The organism is Shewanella sp. SW24, assembly GCF_025653395.1.
GTDB lineage: Bacteria > Pseudomonadota > Gammaproteobacteria > Enterobacterales > Shewanellaceae > Shewanella > Shewanella oncorhynchi.
The window spans coordinates 1-18,190 of record NZ_JAKKSH010000014.1 but is presented as its reverse complement, the minus strand read 5'-3'; the positions used below and the strand labels follow the sequence as shown (position 1 = coordinate 18,190).

General features: G+C 45.7%; 19 protein-coding genes, 1 tRNA gene and 3 rRNA genes. 14 read left to right on the top strand and 9 right to left on the bottom strand.

Going from position 1 to position 18,190, the window contains the following annotated elements; translation table 11 throughout:
- Positions 1–137 precede the first annotated feature (137 nt).
- Both L5M17_RS12915 and L5M17_RS12910 read left to right on the top strand, forming a co-directional pair.
- The gene (locus L5M17_RS12915; RefSeq protein WP_263147946.1) at positions 138–1,058 is read left to right on the top strand and encodes a manganese-dependent inorganic pyrophosphatase; all 921 of its coding nucleotides are present in this window, start codon (positions 138–140) and stop codon (positions 1,056–1,058) included.
- 220 nt (positions 1,059–1,278) lie between these two features.
- Positions 1,279–1,893: a DedA family protein gene (locus L5M17_RS12910; protein WP_263147944.1), complete on the top strand. Its 615-nt coding sequence runs from the start codon at positions 1,279–1,281 to the stop codon at positions 1,891–1,893.
- 12 nt (positions 1,894–1,905) lie between these two features.
- On the opposite strand, the gene L5M17_RS12905 is transcribed toward L5M17_RS12910, so the two are convergent.
- The 5 genes from L5M17_RS12905 to L5M17_RS12885 form a co-directional block, all read right to left on the bottom strand.
- Positions 1,906–2,130: a DUF6500 family protein gene (locus L5M17_RS12905; RefSeq protein ID WP_263147942.1), complete on the bottom strand. Its 225-nt coding sequence runs from the start codon at positions 2,128–2,130 to the stop codon at positions 1,906–1,908.
- 179 nt (positions 2,131–2,309) lie between these two features.
- A complete protein-coding gene (locus L5M17_RS12900; RefSeq protein ID WP_263147939.1) occupies positions 2,310–3,758 on the bottom strand; it encodes a thioesterase in 1,449 nt (482 codons plus the stop codon).
- A gap of 141 nt (positions 3,759–3,899) precedes the next feature.
- A complete protein-coding gene (locus L5M17_RS12895; RefSeq protein ID WP_263147937.1) occupies positions 3,900–4,940 on the bottom strand; it encodes an MJ1255/VC2487 family glycosyltransferase in 1,041 nt (346 codons plus the stop codon).
- Positions 4,941–5,010: 70 nt separating this feature from the next.
- Positions 5,011–5,523 (bottom strand): phosphatase PAP2 family protein, encoded by a 513-nt coding sequence (locus tag L5M17_RS12890; protein WP_263147934.1) that lies wholly within the window; start codon positions 5,521–5,523, stop codon positions 5,011–5,013.
- A 414-nt stretch (positions 5,524–5,937) separates the two neighbouring features.
- A complete protein-coding gene (locus L5M17_RS12885) occupies positions 5,938–6,186 on the bottom strand; it encodes a YgjV family protein (protein WP_113940145.1) in 249 nt (82 codons plus the stop codon).
- 324 nt (positions 6,187–6,510) lie between these two features.
- Between L5M17_RS12885 and rraA the strand changes: the two genes are divergently transcribed.
- The 12 genes from rraA (at position 6,511) to hemB (ending at position 17,282) form a co-directional block, all read left to right on the top strand.
- Positions 6,511–6,996, top strand: a complete 486-nt coding sequence (gene rraA, locus L5M17_RS12880; protein WP_105251214.1) for a ribonuclease E activity regulator RraA — start codon at positions 6,511–6,513, stop codon at positions 6,994–6,996.
- Positions 6,997–7,125: 129 nt separating this feature from the next.
- Positions 7,126–8,190 carry a formimidoylglutamase gene (locus L5M17_RS12875; protein ID WP_263147931.1) on the top strand — a complete coding sequence of 355 codons (1,065 nt, stop codon included), beginning with the start codon at positions 7,126–7,128 and terminating at the stop codon, positions 8,188–8,190.
- A 245-nt stretch (positions 8,191–8,435) separates the two neighbouring features.
- On the top strand, positions 8,436–9,191 hold the full coding sequence (gene ubiE / locus L5M17_RS12870; RefSeq protein ID WP_006083326.1) for a bifunctional demethylmenaquinone methyltransferase/2-methoxy-6-polyprenyl-1,4-benzoquinol methylase UbiE: 756 nt from the start codon (positions 8,436–8,438) through the stop codon (positions 9,189–9,191).
- Positions 9,191–9,811: an SCP2 domain-containing protein gene (locus tag L5M17_RS12865; RefSeq protein WP_263147928.1), complete on the top strand. Its 621-nt coding sequence runs from the start codon at positions 9,191–9,193 to the stop codon at positions 9,809–9,811. Before ubiE ends, L5M17_RS12865 begins: the two co-directional genes overlap by 1 nt.
- Entirely contained in the window at positions 9,808–11,457 is a 1,650-nt protein-coding gene (ubiB, locus tag L5M17_RS12860; RefSeq protein WP_131523492.1) for a ubiquinone biosynthesis regulatory protein kinase UbiB, read from the top strand. Before L5M17_RS12865 ends, ubiB begins: the two co-directional genes overlap by 4 nt.
- 59 nt (positions 11,458–11,516) lie before the next feature.
- Positions 11,517–11,756, top strand: coding sequence for a Sec-independent protein translocase subunit TatA (gene tatA / locus L5M17_RS12855; RefSeq protein ID WP_006083329.1), 240 nt, complete (start codon positions 11,517–11,519; stop codon positions 11,754–11,756).
- 6 nt (positions 11,757–11,762) lie between these two features.
- Complete coding sequence (gene tatB / locus L5M17_RS12850) at positions 11,763–12,251, top strand: Sec-independent protein translocase protein TatB (protein WP_263147924.1); 489 nt, start codon at positions 11,763–11,765, stop codon at positions 12,249–12,251.
- Positions 12,252–12,254: 3 nt separating this feature from the next.
- Positions 12,255–13,007 carry a twin-arginine translocase subunit TatC gene (tatC, locus tag L5M17_RS12845; protein ID WP_113940134.1) on the top strand — a complete coding sequence of 251 codons (753 nt, stop codon included), beginning with the start codon at positions 12,255–12,257 and terminating at the stop codon, positions 13,005–13,007.
- Between the two features lie 45 nt (positions 13,008–13,052).
- Positions 13,053–13,583 (top strand): hypothetical protein, encoded by a 531-nt coding sequence (locus L5M17_RS12840; RefSeq protein ID WP_263147922.1) that lies wholly within the window; start codon positions 13,053–13,055, stop codon positions 13,581–13,583.
- Positions 13,583–14,386 carry a TatD family hydrolase gene (locus L5M17_RS12835; protein ID WP_263142611.1) on the top strand — a complete coding sequence of 268 codons (804 nt, stop codon included), beginning with the start codon at positions 13,583–13,585 and terminating at the stop codon, positions 14,384–14,386. Before L5M17_RS12840 ends, L5M17_RS12835 begins: the two co-directional genes overlap by 1 nt.
- Positions 14,379–16,265 carry a diguanylate cyclase gene (locus L5M17_RS12830; RefSeq protein WP_263147919.1) on the top strand — a complete coding sequence of 629 codons (1,887 nt, stop codon included), beginning with the start codon at positions 14,379–14,381 and terminating at the stop codon, positions 16,263–16,265. Before L5M17_RS12835 ends, L5M17_RS12830 begins: the two co-directional genes overlap by 8 nt.
- Before the next feature lie 9 nt (positions 16,266–16,274).
- Positions 16,275–17,282 carry a porphobilinogen synthase gene (gene hemB, locus L5M17_RS12825; RefSeq protein ID WP_263147917.1) on the top strand — a complete coding sequence of 336 codons (1,008 nt, stop codon included), beginning with the start codon at positions 16,275–16,277 and terminating at the stop codon, positions 17,280–17,282.
- 242 nt (positions 17,283–17,524) lie between these two features.
- Here hemB and rrf (L5M17_RS12820) read toward each other — a convergent pair.
- From rrf (L5M17_RS12820) to L5M17_RS12805, 4 genes are all read right to left on the bottom strand, one after another.
- Positions 17,525–17,640: ribosomal RNA gene (gene rrf / locus L5M17_RS12820) — 5S ribosomal RNA — on the bottom strand.
- A 37-nt stretch (positions 17,641–17,677) separates the two neighbouring features.
- Positions 17,678–17,753 (bottom strand) — tRNA-Thr (locus tag L5M17_RS12815).
- 38 nt (positions 17,754–17,791) lie between these two features.
- Positions 17,792–17,907, bottom strand: a 5S ribosomal RNA gene (gene rrf / locus L5M17_RS12810).
- A gap of 188 nt (positions 17,908–18,095) precedes the next feature.
- Positions 18,096–18,190, bottom strand: a 23S ribosomal RNA gene (locus tag L5M17_RS12805); the annotation flags it as partial.

Sequence of the window (18,190 nt, the reverse complement as noted above, 5' to 3'; positions counted from 1 at the left end):
AGCCATCTTTGCCGAACCTGAGCGTTCGATTTTTAGAGAAATAGCAACTGAAGAGCGCAGTGATATGCGCTTTGGCTATTTCCGATTAAAGCCAAATATTGCTAAAATTGTCACAAATTTAAAGGAGAGTCCCTGAAATGCCCATTTACGTTGTCGGTCACAAGATCCCCGATTCAGATTCAATCTGCGGTGCTATCGCGTTAGCCTATTTAAAAAACCAAATCGGTGAAGAAGCCATTGCCGCACGTTTAGGTGAATTGTCACCCGAAACTGCTTTTATTTTGGAACGTTTCGGCTTCGAAGCTCCAGAATACAAAACCAGCTACGCTGGTGAGCAAGTGTATATCGTTGACCATTCAGAACTGACTCAAGCACCGGATGATATCGCCCAAGCGACTATCGTAGGGATTGTCGATCACCACAAGCTAGGCGATCTCACCACAGATACCCCGTTAGAATGCTGGATCCGCCCAGTAGGTTGCAGCAACACAGTGATCAAGATGATGTTCGACTTTTACCAAGTCGCTATCCCTAAAAATATCGCTGGCATCATGATGTGCGCCATTCTGAGCGATACCGTGATTTTCAAATCACCGACTTGCACCACTGCAGACATTCGCTGCGTTGAAGCATTAGCTGAGATCGCCGGCGTTGAAGATTTCAAAGAACTGGGCATGGAAATGTTCAAAGTGAAATCCGCCGTACAAGGCACACCAGCACGCGACTTAGTAATGCGTGACTTTAAAGACTTCAACATGAACGGTAACTTGGTCGGTATCGGCCAGTTAGAAGTGATCGACCTGTCAGTATTTGACGATATCAAGGCCGAGCTAGAAGCCGATATCAAAGTGCTCAAAGTGGAAGGTAACCGCCACAGCGTTTTATTGCTGCTGACTGACATCATGAAAGAAGGTTCAGAGTTGTTGATTGTGTCTGACGATGCGCAGCTGACCCAACGTGCCTACGGTAAAGATACCGTCGATGGCAAAGTGTGGTTAGACGGCGTATTAAGCCGTAAGAAACAAGTAGTACCACAGCTACAAGCTGCATTCGCCTAGACATTATATCGTCGCCGAATCGCAACAGTAATAGCGTACTAAGGCCGAACTCAGTTCGGCCTTTTATATTTTTAAGGCAAAATTGATATCACCTGTGCCTTAGCCTTACTAATCACTGCAAACGAAAACTGGCATGAAACTTTGCTCATAAATCTATCCAGCCAGAGAAATTGGCGAGTATGATGGGCTAATTGTCCCACTGATTCGATCACTTTCATCCATGCCTGAAGCGCTACAACATATCATCACCGAACTCACCCCTTGGCTGCAGCAATATGGTTATGTTCTGCTATTTGTCGCGATTGCAGTCGAGGGTTTTGGCATTCCGGCGCCTGGGCAATCTTTATTAATTGTCGCCAGTTTATTAGCCGCTACAGGGCAAATGTCACTGTCATTGGTATTAATCGTCGCAGCTTGCGCTGCACTCTGCGGTAACAGCTTGGGATATTTTATCGGTTGGCGCTTTGGTGATGTATTGCTTAAGAAGGGCTGGATAAAACCGCAATTGGAAGACAAAATCCATGGCGTCATTGGCCAATATGGCATTGCCGCTTTAGTGCTGAGTCGTTTTGTTGAGGGATTAAAACAATTTATGTTTATCGGCTGCGGTCTCGCTAAAATGCCACTAAAACAATTTGTGATTGGTAATGCCATCGCCACCAGCATTTGGGTGACGCTCTTTGGATTAGGCCCAGTGTTAATCCGCGATGAAATCGCTCCCATGCTGGCGTTTTACCACCAGCATAAGTACCCCACATGGGCCATGGTCAGTCTGATACTCGCCGCACTAATCACTTTTACTTGGCGCAGGTGGCAAACCAAAAATCCGCAGTAACAACTTTGGAGTCTATTCTTCCGATTCCTTTTGGATTATCTCTATCACCTTATGAGCCTTAACAAAATGATCTAATTGATGAGTGTGTATCCACCAAGTCGCCGCTTCCATAAGCAACTCTGGATCATCATTTTTGTTCGCAAAGAAGGCGTAAAATGAGAGGCCGACATTATCGCCTTTAGTCTCAATTTTTTTATGACAAACAGTGATGATTTTTGCTCTTAACTCAGCTCTCATATTGACTCATAAAGTTTATTCACCAGCTTATTATCTATTTTCAATGATATACAACACTAGATATATATGCCTATTGCTTTCTAAGCTCGGCCAATTTTGGTTTCAAGAAAATGCCCTGAGGGCTCTGCATAGCAAGTAACATCACTAGCTAAATTCGACATGCTTCTCAGCGATACCGATCACTTTATGCCTTCAGTTTCAATCTTAGGCTGAGACTCTGCGCCGTCATTTGGATTTGATTCCGGCGCTTTAATTGGTGCGGGTGGCACCTCAGTCGCAGCAGGCTTATCTTGTTCCTGTGATACGTTTGGCTCCTGCAATGGTGCATTAACCTTAGGTGTCGGTGAGCTTTGCTCTTCAGGTAAAGGCTCGACAATAATCACTGGCTCTTGTGGCACAGGCGTTTCACCTTCGGTAGATGTTGCAGCTTCTGACTCTGGCGCTAAGGTGCCGAGATCTTGGTTTGCAGGGCTTTCCACCGCATGTTTAGGTAATTGATTTCGATATAAATCAATCATACGCATCACCTCAGACAAGGCTTTACCATGCTCTGGAGTGAGAATGCCATTGTGCCCAGAGACTATTTCGTCCGACACGGCCAGTACCCATACGGCTTGCATATTGGCATCGGGGCAGGTTTGCACGGTACGACGAGCCTGCAGGCGAGCACGAATTTTCCAGCCTGATTGAGGCAGCGTCATCATACAGCCAGGGATTTGATCGTGCGCCATCAAGGCCGAGGGCATCTTCATTGGCGTGGTGCAATTGCCACCAGAGCATTTGTCAATATCGTGGGTAATCGCCCAAGAGTTCCCGACAGCGCGCTCGCCGTCCTTGATGTAATTGAAGGCTTCTTTCACTGCAAAATCCCCCTTCGATTGCAACACCACCATACTCGGTTTTTGTCTATCTAAGCTCACCAACGTATCTAATGGCTGATACTCTTTAGCAGGTACGGCGGGATTTAACAGTAAGAATAAATTAGGATTATCCTGCTGATTATCAATGGCGGCTTTGATGCGATCTTTACTCGCATGCAAAACAACAGCACCGCCAAGACTATGGCCAATCACAGTGTACCGCAGCAGTTTATGCTGTGTTACTAAGCTATCAAGCTTATCCAGCAACTGTGATAGACCTAACTGCCCGATACGTTTAGCAACCTGTTTACGCTGTAAAATAGTGGGAAAATCTAAGGGTTCAATCCAACTTTTTGCATCATCTGAGCCATCGATCCAAAAAGGATCGTATTTATCGCCCCGCCAGCCAATATACAAACCCAACAAGTTGCGCTGGGTATCGGACGCGGCCATTTGCTGATAAAACTGCTCAAAAGCAATAAAGTTTTCATCCTTAGGCTCAGCGCTATGATGCCAGCCATGGACAAAAATCAATAATTCAGGGATCTGTGCAGGCTCTGGATGTAAAATTCGCGTCTCTAAACCTTGCCATTGCCTTTCGTCGTGGGGCTGACCTTTATCATTAAACTCAATCACATGAAAATTTTGCTTAGCGATATCAGGGCCGGGGATGTGGTAAGCCTGATCTGGAATAAAAGGAAGTAGGACACAAAGTAATAACAACATTAAAAACAGTAACTTGTACTGAGTAAACTTTTTCAGGCTCATTTATAACAACATAATTAACGGCCAGGCTAGGCCAAAATAGACGTGCTGAAAGGGACTAACAGCAAAATTGACGAAATTATACGCTAACGCCATTAACCCAGCTAGTGCCTAAGTTGCTTTTCATCTAAACAGCAATGCTGTTTAACGCCAAGTATCGGGAAGCGTGACTTGGCTCCATAACTCTTGGCACAGCGGCTGACTATTGTGCCAGTCGCCACCGTTAATCCATTTAACCAGCGTATCCCCCACCTTTGGATATGCAATTGGATTAGGCGATGCCGTTTTAAGCCAGCGCTTAACTATGTTCACATCGAGACTCATCATGCTATCTGCAGCCGCTAAAAGTTGTAACGCCGCCACATTCGATAACTGCTCAAACTGGCCAATCAGTGGTTTGACTAAGAGTTTTTTACCTAAGGTTAATGCCTCGCTGGCAAGCTCAAAGCCCGCATTGCCTATCACACCACCGCAGCTGGCAAGATGTTGCTTAAACCCCTCACGATTAAAACCGTGCCATTTAATGTGCTCAGCAACTTGGCCTTTAGGTTGTTGGCTGTGATATACCAAAAACTGATAATCACTAAAGTGAGACAGAAAGTGAGCAATCATATCCGCATCTTCAAAAGGCAAATAAACTAAAATCTGATGCGTGTGTTCGAATGGGCTGGCATCCACTTCGACAAAAGGCGGCAAAATAGGGAAGCCAAAATGATGCCAATGACACCCCAGCGCCACATCCACTGGAGCAAAATAATTGAGCAGCATCTCATTAAACCAAGTGCTACCGAGTTTTGGCACCGGATGAGTTAACGCCGCCTGATGGCTAATCCCAATGGATGGCACGCCTTGGCGCCGCGCAGCCCAAGCCGACACAGGTTCAAAGTCGTTGAGTACTAAATCGTAGCAACTGAGATCTAAGGCTTTAATATCTTTAAATAACGACAAGGACAAATTTTGCCGGACAGTTTGTGGCACATTCACGCGCCCGAAGTGCGTCGCAAACGTCATTCCCGCTTGAACGCGATAATCACCAAAGCACTCCATATCGAAAAACTGATCAGGCTTGCGCCCCGAAAATAGAAAGTCAACTTCAATATCTTGTTTCATCAATGCTTTAGCCATGACGCGTGCACGACTTAAGTGGCCATTCCCTGTGCCTTGAACTCCGTAGAGTATTCGCATTATGTATCCTTAAACTGATGAGTGAAGGAGAATTCCCACTAATGAAATGATTAACAGGCGCATATTTGAATTAAATCACTGGATGAACCAGCAATACCGACCCAATCCCCAATGAGGCTCCCGCCAGAATATCTAAGGGATAATGCACGCCAAGTGCAATACGTGAGCCCCCTATGCTAAAAGCCCATAAATACGCCACAGGAGCCGCCGCTGGATAGATTTGCGCCACGCTCGTTGCCATCACAAAAGCCGCAGCTGTATGACCAGACGGTAAGCTGAAGCGATCCGATGGTTCAAAACCACTCTCAAATCCCACTAATGCATGGCATGGCCGTGTGCGACGAATACTATTTTTCAATAGTAAATACAGAGGTAACTCAACCAAAAAACTCGCTAACATCAAATTAAATAGAGCCTGTCCTTGAGCGTGCGTCAGCATCAAACCCACGGACAAATATAAATACACATGCCCATCGCCACTCGCTGACACCCGCTTTGCATGGGCATATAAACCATGGTGCTGGGTGAAGCTCACGATATAGCAAAACATTCGCTTATCTAAGTCTGCAACGTAACTCAACATAAAACAGGCTCCTTGCTGGCATACCAGCGAGTTTTACTGCGATGTTAATCTGTGCATTCTCTCGACGACGCTTAGAGTGCTTAGTCTGCAACCAACCGACTCACCAAGGCTCTATTCACGATTGAATTCGTTATTGACTGCTCACGGCTAATTTACTGTTTGCTAATAGTCAAACCTAAATCACATTAGCTAAAGCACTATTAGATAGCTTGAGACTAAGAAAGACCTGTGACGGCTAAGTGACATCTGCTCGAAGGTTTTATGACAAGAAGCATGGCTGAGGTTTTGATCTAGAAGGATTCTAGGGACGTTATGCTGGGGCTAAGGGATTTATTTAGGAATAGCGATAGGACTGAGACAGGATATTGTGTTGCTCTAAACGTTAATCTCAAGAGCAACACAATCCAATAAAACTTAGGCTGCGGCGGGAGTATTTGCCTTAGCACGGTAAATTTTTGTCAAATGGTAAATATTAATACAAGCAACAAACGCATTCATGCCGGCCACAGGCCAAGCAGAAATAAACACCCCATAAACCACAAACAGAGTGCATCCTACAAAATTCAACCATCGCAACCAAATGATATTCTTCATCATTAGAGAGATCGCCACCATTATAGAGGCAAAATAACCAATAATTTCAATCGTATTTACAGCTTCCATAGGCACCTCTCGAAGGCCCTCTACCGTCCATAAGCGTAACGGGGGGTCCATGCCCCTAAAGCAAATTAAGTTAAGTAAGTTAATTTAAACTTGGGATATAATACCAAAGCGCGCAACAGAGTTGTAATAAAAAACCGTTATTTAATGACCGATATCAAGTTTTACCGAATAAATTCTATAGTGTGACGAAAATTTACTACAGATGTGTTAACAGCCAAGTGGCAACAATACCGTGATTGATAACACTTTTCTTTTCAATAATCCCTTTTATACTGGCGTAAACTCGCTAAACTGTACGCAACGCGGATCAATAGGAGTGTAAATATGGAATACAACACCTCAGAACTATGTGACATGTACTTAGATGTCGTAGATGTAGTCGAGCCCATGTTCAGTAACTACGGTGGTTGTAGCTCTTTTGGCGGTTCTATTAGCACCATCAAATGCTTTGAAGACAACGGCCTAATTACCGAAGTCCTACAAGAGGATGGCCAAGGTAAAGTCTTACTCATTGATGGCGGTGGCTCATTACGCCGTGCGCTGATCGATGGTGCTATCGCTGAACTTGCGGTCAGCAACAACTGGGAAGGCATTATCGTTTACGGTTCTGTACGCGATGTGGATGCATTGGAAGAGTTAGACATTGGTATTCAAGCCCTTGCCTCTATTCCAGTGGGTGCTGATGGCAATTCAGTGGGCGAAGTGGAAATTCCAGTCAATTTTGGCGGTGTGACTTTCTTACCCGGTGATCACATTTATGCTGATAACACAGGTGTAATTTTATCACCTGAACCACTCGACATTGAGTAATCTCACTGTTTACTCAAGAAAGCCAGCTAAGCTGGCTTTTTTATTCACTATTTTCAGCGTTTCCCCATTGAATCCTCGCCCTACTCTGGCCACAATAGCTCGACTCTGGCCGAATAAGAATATCAATCTATGCCTGAATTTATTCCTTTTACCCATACCGATATCGCCTCACTCGTCAGCCCAAGAACTGGCGAAACTAAGCTAGGCCAATGCGTCCATCTGGCCAATCACGAACACACGTTAGAGGCAATACTCGCCACTGCAAAAGCCCACGGGGCAAGCTTTGCCATTATCGGCGTTGGTGAAGATATAGGCCCACGTGCCAATTTAGGCCGCGGCGGTGCAACCGATGCGTTCACAACCAGTATGCGCCAATGGCTCAATTTACAATCGAATCGTTTTCTTTCTGGCGCCGAATGCCTAGTGTTAGGCCAAGTGAACACCGCCGATCTGCAGCAACAAACTACGAGCAATACAACAGCTAACAGTGACGTCACCTTAGATGAATTACGTGATGCGGTGGAGCAACTCGATGAGCGCGTGATCCGCATCGTCAGTGCGATTTTAAAAGCGGGTTTAGAACCCATACTCATCGGCGGCGGCCACAACAATGCCTATGGTTTGTTGATGGCAACCTACGGCCACTACCAACGCCAAGTCGCCGCGGTGAATCTTGACCCTCATTCGGATTTTCGTCTGCTCGAAGGTCGTCACAGCGGCAATGGTTTTAGTTACGCTGCCGATCGCGGCGCCTTAGGTTGCTATCATGTACTGGGTTTACACGAGTTAAAAAACAGCGAAGCCAACCTAAGCCAACTCAGCGAATTTGGGGGCTCTTGGCATAGCTTGCAACAAATTTGGGTTCGCCGTGAAATCAGCCTTGGCCAAGCTTTACTTGAAATCGCCGCCAAACTAAATGACACAGGTTTACCCGTAGGATTAGAACTTGACGTAGATGCTATCGCTAAAATGCCCAGTAGCGCTTCAACCGCTGCAGGTGTGCCATTGCTCGATGCGGCGCATTATGTCAGCTATATCGCCCGCCACTGCCCATGCGCTTATTTGCATTTAGCCGAGGCTGCACCAAGTTGCCACGAAGCGGGAATTGAAGCCGGATTCAGGGATGTAGGCCAAAGCCTAAGCGAGCTTATCTACGCTTATGTGCAGGCTCGCATGCAATTTTTGGCACAATGAATATAACCAGTTGCCCCCAACTGGGCGCTAAGCTATTCACCAAATCCTGATATTGTGGTCTAATGCCTGTCCATTTTACGTGGTCGCTAAGCACTTAATCCTACGACTGTTCAGGAGTGCCTCAAGCTAAGGCATTGCAGTTAGTTTACTAGCTCGATCACAGAGTGATAGATCAAAGATTCAGCAAATGCAGGCGATGGCTTACACTCGCAACTAATACATTGCAAAACAATAGGAACACATTGATGTCTGAGGGCGAATCTAAAAGTACCCACTTTGGTTACAAAACTGTAGAGGCCGATAAAAAGGCTGAACTCGTTGCCGGCGTGTTTCATTCTGTTGCCGCTAAGTACGACATAATGAACGATGTGATGTCCTTCGGCATTCACCGTTTTTGGAAACGTTACACCATTGAAGTCTCTGGCGCCCGCCCTGGCATGAAAGTGCTCGATTTGGCCGGCGGTACAGGTGACTTAACCGCAAAATTCTCTCACTTAGTGGGCGATAAAGGTGAAGTGGTTTTAGCTGACATTAACGATTCCATGTTAAAAGTCGGGCGCACTAAGTTGCGCGACAAGGGCATAGTCAACAATGTCAGTTATGTGCAAGCCAACGCCGAAGCACTGCCGTTTCCCGATAACCACTTCGACATTATTACCATCGCCTTTGGTCTGCGTAACGTGACCGATAAAGATGCGGCGCTGCGTTCGATGAACCGCGTGCTTAAGCCTGGTGGCAAGTTATTAGTGCTAGAGTTTTCTAAGCCTCAGCATGAAATCATGCGCAAAGTGTATGATTTATATAGCTTCAAAGTCTTACCTAAGATGGGTGAACTCATCACTAAAGATGCCGACAGCTACGAGTATCTGGCTGAATCGATTCGTATGCATCCAGATCAAGACACATTAAAGCAAATGATGGTAGATGCAGGCTTCGAGCAAGTCGACTACACCAACATGACCGACGGCATTGTCGCATTGCACCGTGGTTATAAATTCTAATGATGCCGCAAGAAGTTGTGCTGCTTGCCTGCGCCGCAATTGAAACGGGTCTGAAAAAACTTCAGGCCCAAGTGGGCGACGATTATTCACGCCAGCGCCAGTTGCATGGCAAAGTGTTTCGTATCCAATTATCGCAGCTCAGCTGGCCATTCTATTTAGTGTTTACCAAAGAGATCCAAGTACTGAGCCGCTATGAAGGCGATGTTGATGTCAGTCTACATGCCGATGCGACGACGCTTTACCGCGTGTCCGAAGGCGCAAACCTAACTGAACTAATCAAGCAAGATAAACTCAAGCTTGAGGGCGATCTCAATTTATTACAAAGCTTTAGCCAATATCTACGCGGTATAGAGTTTGACTTTGCCGAGCCAATATCCCGTTATTTAGGTGATGGTCCCACTCACAAACTCATCTGTTCTAGCCATCAGGCAAAAGACTTTGCACTCGAAGTGTTGCGTAAAACCCGCTCCCACTTAGGGCAACTCGCAGTTGAAGAGTATCGCCTCGCACCGCACCCAATTGAGTTAATGCACTTTCGCGATCAAATGGATGATTTAGTTGCCGACACTCGCGCCATTGAACAACGGATTGCACAATTAAGAGACCAAATTAAGCCATGACCTTTGCCAGTATCCGCCGCGGTTACCACGTCATCAAGACCTTACTTCAGTACGGGTTAGATGACGTATTGCCGCCAAAGATGACACCTTGGTACTTTAAGCTCGCCCGTAACAGCCTATTCTGGATCCGCAATAAGCATAAAAATAAGCCCGGTGGCGAACGCTTAAAACTGGCGATGCAGGAACTCGGCCCCGTTTATATCAAGCTTGGGCAAATGCTCTCAACCCGCCGCGATTTACTCAGCGATGAATGGGCCAGTGAATTGGCCATGCTACAGGACAAGGTGCCGCCCTTTGATGGTGCACTTGCCCGCCAAGCGATTGAAGCTGAGCTAAAAGCGCCGATTGAATCGCTATTCGATGACTTTAATGAAACGCCACTGGCCTCAGCCTCTATTTCTCAGGTGCATACCGCGACCCTCAAATCTAACGGCAAAGACGTCGTACTTAAGGTGCTACGCCCGAATGTAGAAGCCAAGATTCAAGCCGATCTGCAGTTGATGTCGCAAACGGCCAAACTGATTGAATACCTCCTCGGTGAAGGTAACCGCCTGCGCCCTGCTGAAGTGATCGAAGATTACCGCGTGACCATTTTAGGCGAGTTAAACCTTAAGCTCGAAGCCTTAAACGCAGTCAAGCTACGCAACAACTTCCTCAACTCAGATGCGCTCTATGTGCCTTATGTGTATGAAGAGTTTTGCTATCCACGCCTGATGGTGATGGAACGTATTTACGGTATTTCTGTCTCGGATATTGCCGCCCTTAAAGCGCAAGGTACCAACTTTAAGTTATTGGCCGAGCGGGGTGTTGAACTATTTTTTACCCAAGTATTCCGCGATAACTTTTTCCACGCCGACATGCATCCGGGCAATATCTTTATTTCCCGCGATCATCCTGAGAACCCATACTACATTGGGCTCGACTGCGGCATCATGGGCACACTCAGCGAAGTCGATAAGCGCTATCTCGCCGAAAATTTCCTCGCCTTCTTTAATCGCGATTATCACAGAATCGCCCAGCTCTATATTGAGTCTGGCTGGGTATCGGAAAAAACCGATCTACAAGCTTTCGAACAGGCCATCAAAGTGGTGTGTGAACCTATGTTCAACAAGCCGCTCGACGAGATCTCCTTTGGTCATGTGTTGCTGGAATTATTCCGCACTGCGCGCCACTTCGATATCGTGGTGCAACCGCAATTGGTATTGTTGGAAAAAACCTTACTCTACATCGAAGGCTTAGGCCGTCAGCTATATCCGCAGTTGGATTTATGGCAAACCGCCAAACCCTTTTTAGAGCAGTGGATGGCCGACCAAGTCGGTCCTAAAGCTATGTTTAAAAAGGTATCCACAAAACTGCCATATTGGGCTGATAAACTACCTGAATTCCCTGAACTAATTTACGATAATCTTAAGTTAGGCAGGAAATTGCTGAGTTCTCAGCAACAAATGCTAGATAAGTATTTGAAATATCAGCAGCAGGCACACAAGAGTAACTACTTGCTTATCACTTCTGCCGTTTTATTGATCTGTGGCACGTTATTGATTAATAGAGACGCTACACTATGGACCCCTTATGTTTGTCTAATTTCAGGCATGATATTGTGGTTTGTAGGATGGCGATCTAGGCCAAAGAATCGCAAATTTTAGCTAGCACTAATTAATCAGAGGTTCATAATAGAACCGATATCAATTAAGAGGATACCTTCATGGGTGGTATTAGTATTTGGCAACTGCTTATCGTTGCGTTAATCGTTGTCTTGTTGTTTGGAACTAAGAAATTACGCTCTTTGGGTGGTGATTTAGGTGGTGCGGTTAAAGGCTTCAAAAACGCCATGTCTTCAGAAGAAGACAAGAAGGCATTAGAAGACACCGAAGCGGCTAAAACAGCGCAAACAACTCAACAGGCGACTGAAAAGAAACCTGAGTCTAACAAAGAACAGGCGTAACTCTTTATGTTTGACGGTATCGGCTTTATGGAGCTGCTGCTGATCGGTGTTTTGGGGCTAGTGGTTCTTGGCCCCGAACGTCTACCGGTTGCGGTGCGTTCGGTAACGAGTTGGATCCGTGCGATGAAACGCATGGCGAACTCGGTAAAAGAAGAACTTGAGCAGGAGCTGAAGATCGAGCAGTTGCATGCCGATCTTAAAAAAGCCGAGAGCAAAGGTTTATCTAACCTCTCACCTGAACTCAAAGAGTCTATTGAGCAACTAAAGCAAGCGGCACAGTCAGTGAACCGCCCTTATCAGGTTCAGGATCCGTCAAAAGACACCCCTGCGCCTGAGAATCAAATTCACACACCAGCTCAAGTGAATCCAGTTCAAGCTAGCCAAACTAATCCAACAGCCACTGTAGAGGCGAGTCCAACATCGGCCTCTCCCGCTACTTCAAGTGAGCCATCTCAGGGCGTGGATACCAGTTCTAACCCGAAAGCCAACGGATAATTCATGTCGCAACAGCAGCCACTTATCAGCCATTTGCTTGAACTTAGGTCCAAGCTGCTAAAATCCATTGCCAGTGTGTTATTAGTGTTCATTTGTAGTGTGTACTGGGCAAATGATATCTATCACTACATGGCAATACCTTTAATGCAGTCTTTACCTCTTGGTGGCAGCATGATTGCGACGGATGTCGCTGCACCATTTTTTGCACCTTTCAAGCTAACCCTCGTTTTATCATTTTTTGTGGCAGTGCCCTACGTGTTATTTCAAATTTGGTCCTTCGTGGCACCGGGTTTATATAAACATGAAAAACGCTTAGTGATGCCACTGCTATTCAGCAGTACCTTATTGTTTTATCTTGGCATTGCATTTGCTTATTATCTTGTATTCCCTGTTGTTTTTGGTTTTTTTGCTAACAATGCGCCAGAGGGAGTTCAAGTAGCGACAGACATTACCAGTTACCTTAACTTTATTCTGAAGCTGTTCTTTGCTTTTGGTCTATCCTTTGAAATCCCCATTGCCGTTGTTTTACTCTGTTGGTCAGGTGTCACTACACCTGAAGATCTCAAGCAAAAACGTCCTTACATCATAGTGGGCGCCTTTGTCGTCGGCATGCTATTAACCCCACCGGATGTGATTTCCCAGACTATGCTTGCTGTACCAATGCTGTTATTGTTCGAAGGCGGTTTATTAGCGGCTCGTTTCTACAGCAAACCAGATGACGAGTCAGACGAAGATACTGAACAAACAAACGACTAACGTCCTCGAAGGCGTTAGGGGAATAATATAATAAGGAACATTCTCATGCGCTTAACTCTTATCACGGCAGCGATCATGCTTGTATCTGTCCAAGCAAATGCCAGCATTGAACAGCAGTTAACCCAATGTGCAGCAACCGCCGATAAACTCGACCGCTTGATTTGCTATGACAAGCTAGCAGAAAGCGTAAAAGGCATGACACCTGACACCATTAACACTCAAGCGATACCGGCTACAGTAGCAACAGTTGCAGCCCCTACGACTGCAGCTGCGATAGTGGCAACCGCCCCCCAAGCACCAGCGGCAAAAATTGCCGATGACTTTGGGATGGAAGCCAAGCGTGCTCAAGAAAATACTGTCGATAAGATTTATTTAGAGATTCAATCTATAGCTGAAGATGCTTACGGAGCTATTAAAGTGACTTTCACTAACGGTCAAGTATGGAAACAAACTGATGGCCGTAAGTACAGTGTTAAGCAAGGTGAAACTGTCTATATTGAAAAAGCAGCTTTAGGTTCTTTTTTAATGGGTACCGATGATCGCAATGCCAAGGTTCGGGTAAAACGCCTAAAATAATGCCCTCATACATAGATATCGCTGTCAATTTACTTGGCAGCGCACTCGAACAAGATACTGTATCGATAATACAAGCGGCGGCGGACCAAGGGGTTTCGCCGTTAATTGTTATTGGCAGCGATTTAACTGAAAGTGCGGCAGCTATTGCTGTATGCGAGCAATATCCTAACCAACTTTATTGCACTGCTGGTGTGCATCCCCACCATGCCAGTGGTTGGCATGATGGCTCAAACGCTCGACAAGCTGAACTCTGTCACGCACCGCAAGTGGTTGCCGTTGGCGAATGTGGTTTAGACTACAATCGTGATTTCTCCCCGAGACCTATCCAGCGCCAAGCTTTTATTGCCCAACTCGCCTTAGCCGTTGAACTTCAAATGCCCGTACTGATGCACGAGCGCGATGCCCACGAAGACTTTATCGCAATCCTGCGTGAATATCGACCTCAGCTTAATGGTGCGCTTTTACATTGTTTCACAGGCACTCACGCACAGATGGAAGCCTATATTGACCTCGATTTACACTTAGGCATAACAGGTTGGGTCTGTGATGAAAGACGCGGCCAAGAACTAGCGCAACTCGTCCCCTTTATTCCGCAGAATCGCATTTTAATCGAGACAGATAGCCCTTACCTACTCCCCCGTAGTATGCGACCTAAGCCTAAATCGAGCAAAAACAAGCCCGAATACCTTCCTTATATCGCAAATTATATTGCAAACCTACGCGGAGAGGATGCGGATGAGTTTGCAAAACGTTGCTACCAAAATAGCTTAGCGTTTTTTAATTTGGATCGAATCCATGCTTAACAAAAACATGCCACTCATATTCTTGATGTGGCTATGGATATGCCCAACACAGGCCTTGGCAACCCTATTGAGCATTGACGAGTCAACCACGACGCCTTTAAACCTTACGCCTTGGTTAATAGTCAGCCACCCTACACCAGCAAAAGAACTGGCCGAAATACAAGCTTTGCCAAAAACTGATTGGCATAACTTTACCAATAAAGACATTCAAAAACTCAGCGGCCATGATTTTTGGCTCAGTTTCAGCTTAACCAGCCCTGACGAAACACTTTCGCGCATTTTAGCGCTAGATAACCCTTTGTTAGACAAGGTAACTATCTACCATTTAGTCAATAATAAACTCATGAATACTGTGCTGATGGGTGATATATTCCCCTATGAGGATCGACCATTCTTGAGCAATATTTTCCTATATCCTTTCAAGATCAACACAGATGACTCCCATACTTTCTATCTGCATATTCAAACTGAAGGTAGTGCTGCAGTACCATTAAACCTATGGTCTTCTAATGACTTAGCTCAAATTGCCGAATCTACCGCCGTTGAGCATGGATTCCAACTTGGTGTACTTGCCGCAATTGGCATTTTTAGCCTTTTTATCGCCATAGCATCGGGCTCATTCAGCTACAGCTATTACTCTGGCTATGTCCTTAGCATGACCTTACTCGTTGCCACGATTAACGGTTTTGCCTTCCGATTCCTCTGGCCAGACTGGCCGCTATTGCAGCAAGTTATGGTGCCGTTTTTACTGCCAATCGTTATGGCATTTGCGTTAATGTTTACTGAAAAAATATTACAGCTCAAATATTTAAACCGCCGTATGTTACTCACTTGTCGCTATAGTGCTGTGTATATCCTCTGTGTTGGACTCGCCACACCATTTATCCAATATGGAACGGCGCTCTATATCGAGATCATTTCCGTTGCAGTACTCAGCCTAGTCCTCATGGTCTTTGCCATTACTCAGGCTATCAATGGCCATAAACTGGCACGTATGTACACTATTGGCTGGGTGAGTATGCTGACAGGCGCCTGCATCAGTAGCTTGCTTTATCTCAGCGTGATTGACCTCAATTTAAAACCGCAAACGCCTGTGATGCTTGGGCTGACTTTTGAAATTATCTTCATGTCTCTGGTGCTCGCCATCCGCTATAACGATGAGCGCAAAGCTAAACTACGTATCCAGCAAGAAGCCTTGAAACAAGCACAGAAAATTCGTAGTGCGCGGGAAGAAGCCCTAAAAGCGGAAGCCGAGAGCAATGAGAAACTCGAACAAATGGTGCAAGAGCGGACTTTAGAACTGGAAATCACCCTCAGAGAATTGCATGAAGTAAACCAAAAACTCACTGAACAAAGCACTATCGACAGTTTAACTGGGGTCAAAAACCGCAGTGCCTTTGATAAACGTTTAATCGCTGAAAGCCGGATCAGTCGCAGGCAAGAAACTCCCATAGCACTGTTAATGCTTGATATAGATCGCTTCAAGCTGATCAACGACAGATTCGGTCATCTTGCAGGCGATCAAGCATTACGTACAATAGCTCAAACATTACAGCAGCATTTAAAACGGCCAACGGATCTAGTGTCACGTTTTGGGGGGGAGGAATTTGCTATCATCCTTCCTAATACAACTGCAGAAGGTGCACTCCAAGTTGCTGAAACAATAAGAGACGCTGTTGCCTCTATTCATTTTGAATGGGAAGGTGAAGCGATACCTTTGACTATCAGTATCGGAGTCAGTGCCGATATAGTGACCCACGATCAACACAGTACTAAATTACTAGAACAAGCAGATAAAGCCCTCTACCAAGCAAAAAACGGTGGGCGTAATCAAGTCAGCTTGTATTTGTCGGATCAAGCAAGACCAGTACCTAATTAGGAGTCAAATGTGAATATCATTACCAGTGCCTTCCCTCAGCGTAGAATGCGCCGCATGCGTAAACATGATTTTAGCCGTCGCCTCATGGCCGAAAATCATCTAACGGTCAATGACTTGATTTACCCAATGTTTATTCTAGAAGGCACTAATCGCAGTGAAAAAATAGCCTCTATGCCCGGTGTTGAACGCTACTCGATAGACTTGCTACTGAAAGAAGCTGAAGAACTGGTTGAGTTAGGTATCCCATTAATCGCACTTTTCCCTGTGACACCTGCAGAGAAAAAAACATTAATGGCAGCAGAAGCCTATAACGCAGATGCCCTAGTGCAACGTGCAGTGCGCGAGCTCAAAAAAGCCTTTCCACAGCTAGGCATCATGACTGACGTGGCACTAGATCCTTTCACCACTCACGGTCAAGACGGCATCATAGACGAAACGGGTTATATCCTTAACGATATCACCACCGAGATTTTAGTGAAGCAAGCACTGTCACACGCCGATGCTGGAGCTGACATCATTGCACCATCGGACATGATGGATGGCCGTATTGGCGCGATTCGCCAAGCATTAGAAGCGGCAGGGCACGTCAACACCCAAATCATGGCTTACTCGGCAAAATACTCTTCAAACTACTACGGTCCATTCCGTGATGCCGTAGGCTCAGCGGGTAACCTCAAAGGTGGCAATAAGCATAGCTATCAAATGGATCCAGCGAACAGTGACGAAGCTTTGCATGAAGTCGCACTCGATATCCAAGAAGGAGCCGATATGGTGATGGTTAAGCCAGGTATGCCGTATTTAGATATAGTGCATCGCGTTAAAACTGAACTTGCAGTGCCAACATTCGCCTATCAAGTCAGTGGTGAATACGCCATGCATATGGCAGCAATCCAGAATGGATGGTTAGCCGAAAAGGCCATCGTCATGGAGTCCCTACTCTGCTTTAAACGCGCAGGCGCAGACGGTATTTTAACTTACTTTGCTAAACGTGCTGCCCAGTGGCTTAAAGAAGCTTAAGCAACCTAATGCGAAAGTACCACCTCAAAGCAGCCTTCTGGCTGCTTTTTTTATCGATTAATAGTGAAAAATCTGGAAGCAAAGCTTGTGTATTGAGGGGAAGAAAAGACTAGCCAACAAAGCTAATAGCAATACTTACAGTAGGCAGCATTGCTATTAGTGCAAATAATGTTACAGATTACAAAAGCAAAAAAGCCAGCTTATTCAGCTGGCTTGGTTACATCTCAATGAGATAATTAGGCGCTTGGCGATGACCTACTCTCACATGGGGAGACCCCACACTACCATTGGCGCGTTTGCGTTTCACTTCTGAGTTCGGGATGGGATCAGGTGGTTCCACAAGGCTATTGTCACCAAGCAAATTCTTTATTCTAGGATTAAACACTAGATTGTAATGGTGCTGATACCCAGAATCGAACTGGGGACCTCATCCTTACCAAGGATGCGCTCTACCGACTGAGCCATATCAGCAATTCTATACTAATCAATTAAGATTATTTAAATTAGGCGCTTGGCGATGACCTACTCTCACATGGGGAGACCCCACACTACCATCGGCGCGTTTGCGTTTCACTTCTGAGTTCGGGATGGGATCAGGTGGTTCCACAAGGCTATTGTCACCAAGCAAATTCTGTTTATTACCGTGTCCATCTCTGGCTCACGTTAATAATAATTCGGAAAGCTGATTTTCTGTTGAGTCTTTAACTTTATCAAGTATCTGTATTCTGTCTAAGGCTTTTCGTACGACCTCCATGGAAGGAGGAAGTGCTAGAAAATGTCTGGAACATTTTCAGTAAAACCCATCTGGGTTGTATGGTTAAGCCTCTCGAGTCATTAGTACATGTTAGCTCAACGCCTCACAACGCTTACACACCATGCCTATCAACGTCCTAGTCTCGAACGGCTCT

What these genes read in the sequence shown, in the direction of transcription:
- L5M17_RS12915 (WP_263147946.1), top strand. Translation starts at nt 138, where the DNA reads ATGCCCATTTACGTTGTCGGTCACAAGATCCCCGATTCAGATTCAATC.
- L5M17_RS12910 (WP_263147944.1), top strand. Translation starts at nt 1,279, where the DNA reads ATGCCTGAAGCGCTACAACATATCATCACCGAACTCACCCCTTGGCTG.
- L5M17_RS12905 (WP_263147942.1), bottom strand. Translation starts at nt 2,130, where the DNA reads ATGAGAGCTGAGTTAAGAGCAAAAATCATCACTGTTTGTCATAAAAAA.
- L5M17_RS12900 (WP_263147939.1), bottom strand. Translation starts at nt 3,758, where the DNA reads ATGAGCCTGAAAAAGTTTACTCAGTACAAGTTACTGTTTTTAATGTTG.
- L5M17_RS12895 (WP_263147937.1), bottom strand. Translation starts at nt 4,940, where the DNA reads ATGCGAATACTCTACGGAGTTCAAGGCACAGGGAATGGCCACTTAAGT.
- L5M17_RS12890 (WP_263147934.1), bottom strand. Translation starts at nt 5,523, where the DNA reads ATGTTGAGTTACGTTGCAGACTTAGATAAGCGAATGTTTTGCTATATC.
- L5M17_RS12885 (WP_113940145.1), bottom strand. Translation starts at nt 6,186, where the DNA reads ATGGAAGCTGTAAATACGATTGAAATTATTGGTTATTTTGCCTCTATA.
- rraA (WP_105251214.1), top strand. Translation starts at nt 6,511, where the DNA reads ATGGAATACAACACCTCAGAACTATGTGACATGTACTTAGATGTCGTA.
- L5M17_RS12875 (WP_263147931.1), top strand. Translation starts at nt 7,126, where the DNA reads ATGCCTGAATTTATTCCTTTTACCCATACCGATATCGCCTCACTCGTC.
- ubiE (WP_006083326.1), top strand. Translation starts at nt 8,436, where the DNA reads ATGTCTGAGGGCGAATCTAAAAGTACCCACTTTGGTTACAAAACTGTA.
- L5M17_RS12865 (WP_263147928.1), top strand. Translation starts at nt 9,191, where the DNA reads ATGATGCCGCAAGAAGTTGTGCTGCTTGCCTGCGCCGCAATTGAAACG.
- ubiB (WP_131523492.1), top strand. Translation starts at nt 9,808, where the DNA reads ATGACCTTTGCCAGTATCCGCCGCGGTTACCACGTCATCAAGACCTTA.
- tatA (WP_006083329.1), top strand. Translation starts at nt 11,517, where the DNA reads ATGGGTGGTATTAGTATTTGGCAACTGCTTATCGTTGCGTTAATCGTT.
- tatB (WP_263147924.1), top strand. Translation starts at nt 11,763, where the DNA reads ATGTTTGACGGTATCGGCTTTATGGAGCTGCTGCTGATCGGTGTTTTG.
- tatC (WP_113940134.1), top strand. Translation starts at nt 12,255, where the DNA reads ATGTCGCAACAGCAGCCACTTATCAGCCATTTGCTTGAACTTAGGTCC.
- L5M17_RS12840 (WP_263147922.1), top strand. Translation starts at nt 13,053, where the DNA reads ATGCGCTTAACTCTTATCACGGCAGCGATCATGCTTGTATCTGTCCAA.
- L5M17_RS12835 (WP_263142611.1), top strand. Translation starts at nt 13,583, where the DNA reads ATGCCCTCATACATAGATATCGCTGTCAATTTACTTGGCAGCGCACTC.
- L5M17_RS12830 (WP_263147919.1), top strand. Translation starts at nt 14,379, where the DNA reads ATGCTTAACAAAAACATGCCACTCATATTCTTGATGTGGCTATGGATA.